Origin of the sequence: uncultured Thiohalocapsa sp., from assembly GCF_913063425.1 — a bacterium.
Classification (GTDB): Bacteria; Pseudomonadota; Gammaproteobacteria; order Chromatiales; family Chromatiaceae; genus Thiohalocapsa.
This window is the reverse complement of the sequence record NZ_CAJXYK010000097.1, coordinates 1-7,475: the sequence shown is the minus strand read 5'-3', so window position 1 is coordinate 7,475 and position 7,475 is coordinate 1. Positions and strand designations below refer to the sequence as shown.

At 71.9% G+C, this 7,475-nt stretch carries 4 protein-coding genes; 3 read left to right on the top strand and 1 reads right to left on the bottom strand.

Translation table 11 applies throughout. From position 1 onward, the window contains the following. Positions 1-70: 70 nt before the first annotated feature. Positions 71-4,090, bottom strand: coding sequence for a phosphoribosylformylglycinamidine synthase (gene purL, locus QZ607_RS25345; RefSeq protein WP_295888935.1), 4,020 nt, complete (start codon positions 4,088-4,090; stop codon positions 71-73). Between the two features lie 216 nt (positions 4,091-4,306). Here purL and QZ607_RS25340 point away from each other — a divergent pair, with 216 nt between their 5' ends. From QZ607_RS25340 to purN, 3 genes are all read left to right on the top strand, one after another. Next, a complete protein-coding gene (locus tag QZ607_RS25340; RefSeq protein ID WP_295888933.1) occupies positions 4,307-5,245 on the top strand; it encodes a hypothetical protein in 939 nt (312 codons plus the stop codon). A gap of 289 nt (positions 5,246-5,534) precedes the next feature. Then, positions 5,535-6,629, top strand: a complete 1,095-nt coding sequence (gene purM / locus QZ607_RS25335) for a phosphoribosylformylglycinamidine cyclo-ligase (RefSeq protein WP_295888930.1) — start codon at positions 5,535-5,537, stop codon at positions 6,627-6,629. Further along, positions 6,619-7,296, top strand: coding sequence for a phosphoribosylglycinamide formyltransferase (gene purN / locus QZ607_RS25330; RefSeq protein WP_295888928.1), 678 nt, complete (start codon positions 6,619-6,621; stop codon positions 7,294-7,296). Before purM ends, purN begins: the two co-directional genes overlap by 11 nt. Positions 7,297-7,475: the final 179 nt, after the last annotated feature.

Below are 7,475 nucleotides of genomic sequence, written 5' to 3'. Positions count from 1 at the left end.
GGCTCTGCGCAACGCCGCTGGGCGCGTCCGGAGGCGTCCGCAGTAGGTCGGTGGGTTTCTTCACAACCTCTCAGCCCACCCACACCCGCGCATTGCGGAACAGCCGCAGCCAGGGCCCGTCCTCGCCCCAGCCGTCCGGGCACCAGGAATGCTGGATGCTGCGGAACACCCGCTCCGGGTGTGGCATCAGGATGGTGACGCGGCCGTCCTGCGTGGTGAGACCGGTGATGCCGCCGGGTGAGCCGTTGGGGTTGGCGGGGTAGCGCTGCGCCGGCACGCCCGTGTTCTCCACGTAGCGCACCGCGGTGTAGGGCGCAGCGGCGGCGAGGTGGCCGGCATCCCAGAATTCGGCGCGGCCCTCGCCGTGGGCGACGGCGATGGGCAGGCGCGAGCCGGCCATGCCGGCGAGCAGCACGGACGGCGTCTCCAGCACCTCCACCAGCGCCAGCCTGGCCTCGAACTGCTCGGAGCGGTTGCGCACGAAGTGCGGCCAGTGCCCGGCGCCCGGAATCAGCTCGCGCAGGTTGGCGAGCATCTGACAGCCGTTACAGACCCCGAGCGCAAAGGTGTCCGTGCGCTCGAAGAACGCCTGGAATTGCTCCCGGGCGCGGGGGTTGAACAGGATGGTCTTGGCCCAGCCCTCGCCGGCGCCCAGCACGTCGCCATAGCTGAAGCCACCGCAGACGGCGAGGCCCTTGAAGTCGGCGAGGTCCCGGCGGCCGGCCAGGATGTCCGACATATGCAGGTCGATGCAGTCGAAGCCGGCGCGGTGGAAGGCCGCTGCCATCTCCACCTGACCATTGACGCCCTGCTCGCGCAGCACCGCGAGCTTCGGCCGCACGCCGGTCCTGATGAAGGGCGCGGCGATGTCGTCCGCGGGCGCGAAGCCCAAGGCAGCGTGCAGCCCCGGGTCCTCGGCGTCGATGCGGGCGTGCTCCTCGTCGGCGCAGTCGGGATTGTCGCGCAGGCGCTGCATCTGCCAGCTGGTCTCGGACCACAGGCGCTGAAGCTCCGCCCGGCTCGCATCCAGCGGCCGGTGGATGCCGTTGCGGATCACAACCCGCTCCAGCGCCGTGGGCCGGCCGATGACGGCGGCGCAGTCGGCGAGACCGTGCTCCGCCAGGCAGCCCAGCACGGCGGCGCGCTCCGAGCGGCGAATCTGCAGCACCGCGCCCAGCTCCTCGCTGAACAGCGCCGCCAGCGGCTCGCGCGCACGCGCCGCCTCGCTGCCCGTCGGCAGCAGGGCCAGGTCCACGTCCACACCGCAGCGCCCGGCGAAGGCCATCTCGGCGAGGGTCACCAGCAGCCCGCCGTCGGAACGGTCGTGGTAGGCCAACAGGCGGCCCTCGGCATTGAGCTGCTGCACGGCGGCGAAGCAGCCCCGCAGCAGCGCCGGGTCATCCAGGTCCGGCGGCGCGCTGCCGAGGCGGCCAAAGACCTGCGCGAGGCAGGACCCGCCGAGGCGGTCCTGTCCGCATCCCAAATCCACCAGCACCAGGTCCGTGTCCTCCAGCGCCAGCGCCGCATCCGGCTCCGCCCGCAGCTGGGGGGTCAGACTCCTTGCAGCATCCGTCACCGGCGCGAAGGCGGAGACGATGAGCGACAGCGGGGCCGCCATGGCGTGCTGCTCGCCGTCATCCCCCTGCCAGACCGTCTTCATGCTCATGGAGTCCTTGCCCACGGGGATGGCGATGCCGAGCGCCGGGCAGAGCGTCTGGCCCACGGCGCGCACCGTGTCGTAGAGCCGGGCGTCCTCGCCGACGTGGCCGGCGGCGGCCATCCAGTTGGCGGAGAGCTTGATGTCGCCGAGCTTGTCGATGGGCGCGGCGGCGATATTGGTGATGGCCTCGGCGACGGCCATGCGCCCGGCGGCGGGGGCGTCCAGCAGCGCCAGCGGCGTGCGCTCGCCGACGGCCATGGCCTCGCCGGTGCGGCCGTCGTAGTCGGTGAGCGTCACGGCGCAGTCGGCCGCGGGCACCTGCCAGGGGCCCACCATCTGGTCCCGGGCGACAAGGCCGGTGACGGTGCGGTCGCCGATGGTGATGAGAAAGGTCTTGTCCGCCACCGCCGGCAGCCGCAGCACGCGGCGCACGGCCTCGGGGAGGTCGATGTCGGCCGGGTCGAAGGGTTCCGACGGCGCCGGCAGCCGCATGACGTCGCGGGTCATCTTCGGCGGCTTGCCGAAGAGGAGCTGCATGGGCATGTCGATGGGCGCCTCGTTGAGCTCCGCGTCGGTGAGCCGCAGCTGCGGCTCGGGCTCAGCGCTGCCGACGACGGCATAGGGGCAGCGCTCGCGCTCGCAGATGGCGGCGAAGTCGTCGAGGCGCGCTTGGTCCACCGCCAGCACATAGCGCTCCTGCGCCTCGTTGCACCAGATCTCCATGGGCGACATGCCGGGGTCGGCGTTGGGCACCCGGCGCAGCTCGAAGGTCGCCCCGCCGCCCCCACCGACATCGGCGCCATCGGCACCGACGGCGCCGTCGTGCACCAGCTCCGGCAGGGCGTTGGACAGGCCGCCGGCGCCCACGTCGTGGATGAACAGGATGGGGTTGTCGTCGCCGCGGGCCCAGCAGCGGTCGATGACCTCCTGGCAGCGGCGCTGCATCTCCGGGTTCGCCCGCTGCACGGACGCGAAGTCCAGGTCCGCCGCCGACGCGCCGCTGGCCATGCTGGAGGCCGCCCCGCCGCCGAGGCCGATGAGCATCGCCGGCCCGCCCAGCACGATGAGCGGCGTGCCAGCGGGAAAGTCGGTCTTCTGGACATGCTCGCCGCGGATGTTGCCGAGGCCCCCGGCGAGCATGATGGGCTTGTGATAGCCGCGCAGCTCGGTGCCGCCGGCGGCCGTCGGCACCCGCTGCTCGAAGGTGCGGAACCAGCCGGCGAGGTTCGGGCGGCCGAACTCGTTGTTGAAGGCGGCGGCGCCGATGGGCCCTTCCAGCATGATGTCCAGCGCCGAGACCATCCGGCCCGGCCTGCCCCAGTCCTGCCCCGCCTCCCAGGGCCGCTCGGCACCGGGGATGCGCAGGTTGGACACGGAGAAGCCGCACAGGCCCGCCTTGGGCTTGGCACCGCGGCCGGTGGCGCCCTCGTCGCGGATCTCGCCGCCGGCGCCGGTGGCCGCCCCCGGGTCGGGCGCAATGGCCGTGGGGTGGTTGTGGGTCTCCACCTTCATCAGGATGTGCACCGGCTCCGCGCTCGGGCGGTACTGGCCGGTTGCGGGCTGCGGCAGGAAGCGCCGGCCAGGCCAGCCTTCGATGACCGCCGCGTTGTCCTTGTAGGCGGACAGCACGCCGGCGGGGGATTGCGCGGTGCTGTGGCGGATCATGCTGAACAGGGAGCCCGGCTGCGGCGCGCCGTCGATGACCCAGTCGGCATTGAAGATCTTGTGCCGGCAGTGCTCGGAGTTGGCCTGCGCGAACATCATCAGCTCGACATCGGTGGGGTTGCGGCCCAGGGCGCCGAAGCTCGCGATCAGATAGTCGATCTCGTCATCGGACAGCGCGAGGCCGAGCTCGGCATTCGCCGCCACCAGCGCGTCGCGCCCGCCCGCCATCACATCCACCCGCCCCAGCGGCCTCGGCTCGGCGTGGGCGAACAGGGCCTCGGCCTCGGCGAAGTCGCGAAGCACCGCCTCGGTCATGCGATCGTGCAGCAGGGCGGCGGCCGTCTTGACGGCCGCATCGCCGAGGTCGGCGGCGCCCAGTTGGAAGGCGATGCCGCGCTCCAGGCGTCGCACCGCATCCAGCCCGCAGTGCTGGGCGATCTCCGTCGCCTTCGACGACCAGGGCGAGATGGTCCCGGGCCGCGGCACCACCAGCAGAAGCCGCCCCCCCGTCTCTGCGCCGGCCTCAGCCCCGGTCTGCGTACCGGTCTCCGCGCCAATCTCCACGCCGCCATCCACCGCCGGACCGTAGCGCAGCAGCCGCTCCAGCACCGCCCTCTCCCCCGCGGTGAGATCGCGCGACACATCCGCGAAGTGCACCAGAACCGCCGACAGCCGCGCGTCGGGCAGGCCCTCCGCCCGCAGGCGCTCCTCCAACTTGGCCAGACGAAAGGCGGACAGGGCGGGCGCACCGCGCAGACAGAGCATTTCGGCATTCTCCGGAGAGGGCTGTGGACCAGTGCCGGCATGATACGTGAGCCCCCGCAGGCCCGGCAGCGCCTTACGATTGCCGGCTTGCCATCCTGCGGGGGGTCTATATGCTGATGCCACCGTGCTGGAGGCGGCTGCCGACTGAGTCGCCACGCACATCGTCACCTTCAAGGATGACCACACAGAACCGAGGCCCCGAGCCCCAAGGCCATCATGTCCAGCATCCGAGCCTACTCCCAGCGGCTGCTGCCGCCCTTCTCCGGCGTCGTGCAGATCGCCCAGTCGGAACGCGCGCGGGCGCAGAGCTTCGACGGCGTGAGCTGGGAGGTGCATTACGTGCCGCGGCGCAGCCAGGGCCAGGGCCAGGGCCAGCCGCAAATGCCGCTCGGCTATGCGCTGGACCGGGGCTACTACCGGGTTGCCCACATCCAGGACGGCCGTCTCACGCCCTATGTGCTGCCGGCGGTGCTGGACGCCGACCAGGTGGCCGCGTGCATCGACGAGCTGGCGGACTTTCTGCGCTCGGCGACGGTCCCCTTTCCCGCCGCGGACGTGTTCGAGTACTGGCTGCTGGACGGCCGGGACGAGTCCCCGCTCGCGCTGATCTTTTCCTGCTGCGAAGCCGCGCAGATGTCCACGTACCCGACGAAAAGCGGCTGGACGGCACTGCCCCATTCCAAGCTCCGGATCGACTCGACGGCAGCGGAGCAGGCGCGCCAGGAGCCGCCGGTGAATCACCGCTTTCAGGAGATGGTGACCAACCGGGCCGGCCCTCAGCCGCGCACCGTCTGGGTCGAGCGGGCACCCGGCGACGCCGGCGACTTTCCGCCGCTGCTGGTGCGCGAGGACTGGCAGTCCGACCCGGAGCACGACCTTTGCCAGCGCTACCTGCTGCGCACGGCGCCCATCCTGCTGCTGCTGCATGGCCTGCCCCGGGCTGTCCGGGAGCGCCTGGAGATCGCGGCCAAGCGGCATGCGGTGGAGGTGGATCAGTACTTCCCGCTGTATCCGGCCGTCAATGACGTAAAGCGCATGGCAGCCATCCGCGTGGAAGCGCGGCTGCGCCGGGGCTCGCCGGAGCGCGCCGAGCCGAGCCCGACGAAAAAGCAGGCGCCGACGCCGCTCAGCAAGGACATGCGCATTCTCGAGTGAAACGCCCAGTCCCCGCGGGGGATGCGCTTCGCCGTTCCACCGGGACCTTTGGCCATGCTGCCGCCGTTTCTGAGCCGCTTCTCGGCGCTTTGTCCGTGGCCCCTGCACACCGGTGATGCCTGTCGGCCGGGCGCCTGATACGCCGATTGCCGGACCGGCGGAATGTCGGCAGCGGCCGCGGTTGCCGCCGGCGGCGCGCGTGCGAGAATAGACGCTTCGGCGGCGCACCCGCCGGGCATCCCCGCTCCCACCCCCGCTCCGACCCATTGCCGCAGCCGAGGCGCCAGCGATGACCAGCGAATCCCTCACCTACCGCGACGCGGGTGTCGACATCGACGCCGGCGAGGCCTTGGTCCAGCGCATCAAGCCCGCGGTGGCGGCCACGCGCCGGCCCGGTGTGCTGTCCGGCCTCGGCGGCTTCGGCGGGCTGTTCGAGCTGCCGGCGGGCTACCGCAATCCGGTGCTGGTGTCCGGCACCGACGGTGTCGGCACCAAGCTCAAGCTCGCGGTGGCCGCCGGGCGCCACGGCGGCGTGGGCATCGATCTCGTGGCCATGTGCGCCAACGACATCGTGGTCTGCGGTGCCGAGCCCCTGTTCTTTCTGGACTACTACGCCACCGGCAAGCTGGACGTGGACACGGCAGCGGCGGTGGTGGCGGGCATCGCCGAGGGCTGCAAGCGCGCCGGCTGTGCGCTGATCGGCGGCGAGACCGCCGAGATGCCAGGCATGTACGGCGCCGGCGACTACGACCTCGCGGGCTTCTGCGTGGGCATCGTGGAGAAGGACGCCATCCTGGAGCCCGGCCGCGTGAAGCCCGGCGATGCCCTCATCGCGCTCGCCTCCAGCGGCCCGCATTCCAACGGCTTCTCGCTCATCCGCCGGGTGCTGGAGGCGAGCGGTGCGGACCTCGATGACCCGCTGGAGCCGGCCGCAGCCGACCCTGAAGCCGCCATCCAGTCCGATGCAGAGACCGGGACGGCCCTCACCCTCGGCGACGCCCTGCTCGCGCCCACCCGCATCTACGCCAAGCCCGCGCTGGCGCTGATCCGCCACGGCGGCGTGCATGCCCTGGCCCACATCACCGGCGGCGGCATCACCGACAACCTGCCGCGGGTACTGCCGGCGGGCACCCGCGCGGTCATCGATCTGCGCACCTGGACGCCGCCGCCCGTGTTCCGCTGGCTCAAGGACGCCGGCAACATCGCCCAGGCAGAGCTGCTGCGCACCTTCAACTGCGGTGTCGGCATGATCGCCTGCGTCGCCGCCGACCGTGCCGCCGGCGCCTGCGGGCTGCTGCGCACCGCGGGCGAGCAGGCCTGGATCATCGGCCGGGTGGAGCCGCACCAGGGTACCCCCGTGGTGGAGTACGCGGGTGGCCGGTGACGCCGGCGACACACCGCTGCCCGTTGCGGTGCTGATCTCCGGCGGCGGCAGCAACCTTCAGGCGTTGATCGACGCACAACGGGCGGGGGAGCTGCCCATCCACATCCGGGCCGTCATCAGCAACCGCGCGGATGCCTACGGGCTCACGCGTGCCGCTGCGGCCGGCATCCCCACCCGCGTGCTGAGCCACAAGGACTTCCCCACCCGGGCGGCGTACGATCAGGCGCTGTCGGCGCTGCTCGAAGCAGTCGATCCGGGCCTGGTGGTGCTGGCGGGCTTCATGCGCATCCTGACCCCGGGCTTCGTCGCCGGCTTCCACGGGCGCATGTTCAACATCCATCCCTCGCTGTTGCCGAAGTATCCCGGGCTGCACACGCACCAGCGGGCACTCGACGCCGGCGACACCGAGCACGGCGCCACGGTGCACTTCGTCACCGACGAGCTGGACGGCGGCCCGGCGGTGCTCCAGGCGCGCGTGCCCGTGCTGCCGGGCGACGACGCCGAGCGCCTGGCCGCCCGGGTGCTGGCGCAGGAGCACCGCATCTACCCCCTCGCCGTGCGCTGGTTTGCCACCGGCCGGCTGCGCCTGGATGACGCCGGCCGCGTGCTGCTGGACGGACGCGCGCTGACAGCGCCGCTGGATCTGGCGGACGTGATACCGCATTGACACCGCGCGGATGTCCGCGCCCCGACGCACCGAGGTGTAACCCTAGAAAGAGCAGTTGACCGCTTCAACGCATATGCAAATGCCTGAGCCTCGCAGACTTCCGGAGTACTTCTCGCGCCACCATCCGGGTGAACGCCGCTACGGCCGCCATGGCACGCCCCGCGCGGCGCCTGGCTGCG

Excerpts from the sequence above, each read along its gene's own strand:
- purM (WP_295888930.1), top strand. The coding sequence starts at position 5,535 with ATGACCAGCGAATCCCTCACCTACCGCGACGCGGGTGTCGACATCGAC.
- purL (WP_295888935.1), bottom strand. The coding sequence starts at position 4,090 with ATGCTCTGTCTGCGCGGTGCGCCCGCCCTGTCCGCCTTTCGTCTGGCC.
- QZ607_RS25340 (WP_295888933.1), top strand. The coding sequence starts at position 4,307 with ATGTCCAGCATCCGAGCCTACTCCCAGCGGCTGCTGCCGCCCTTCTCC.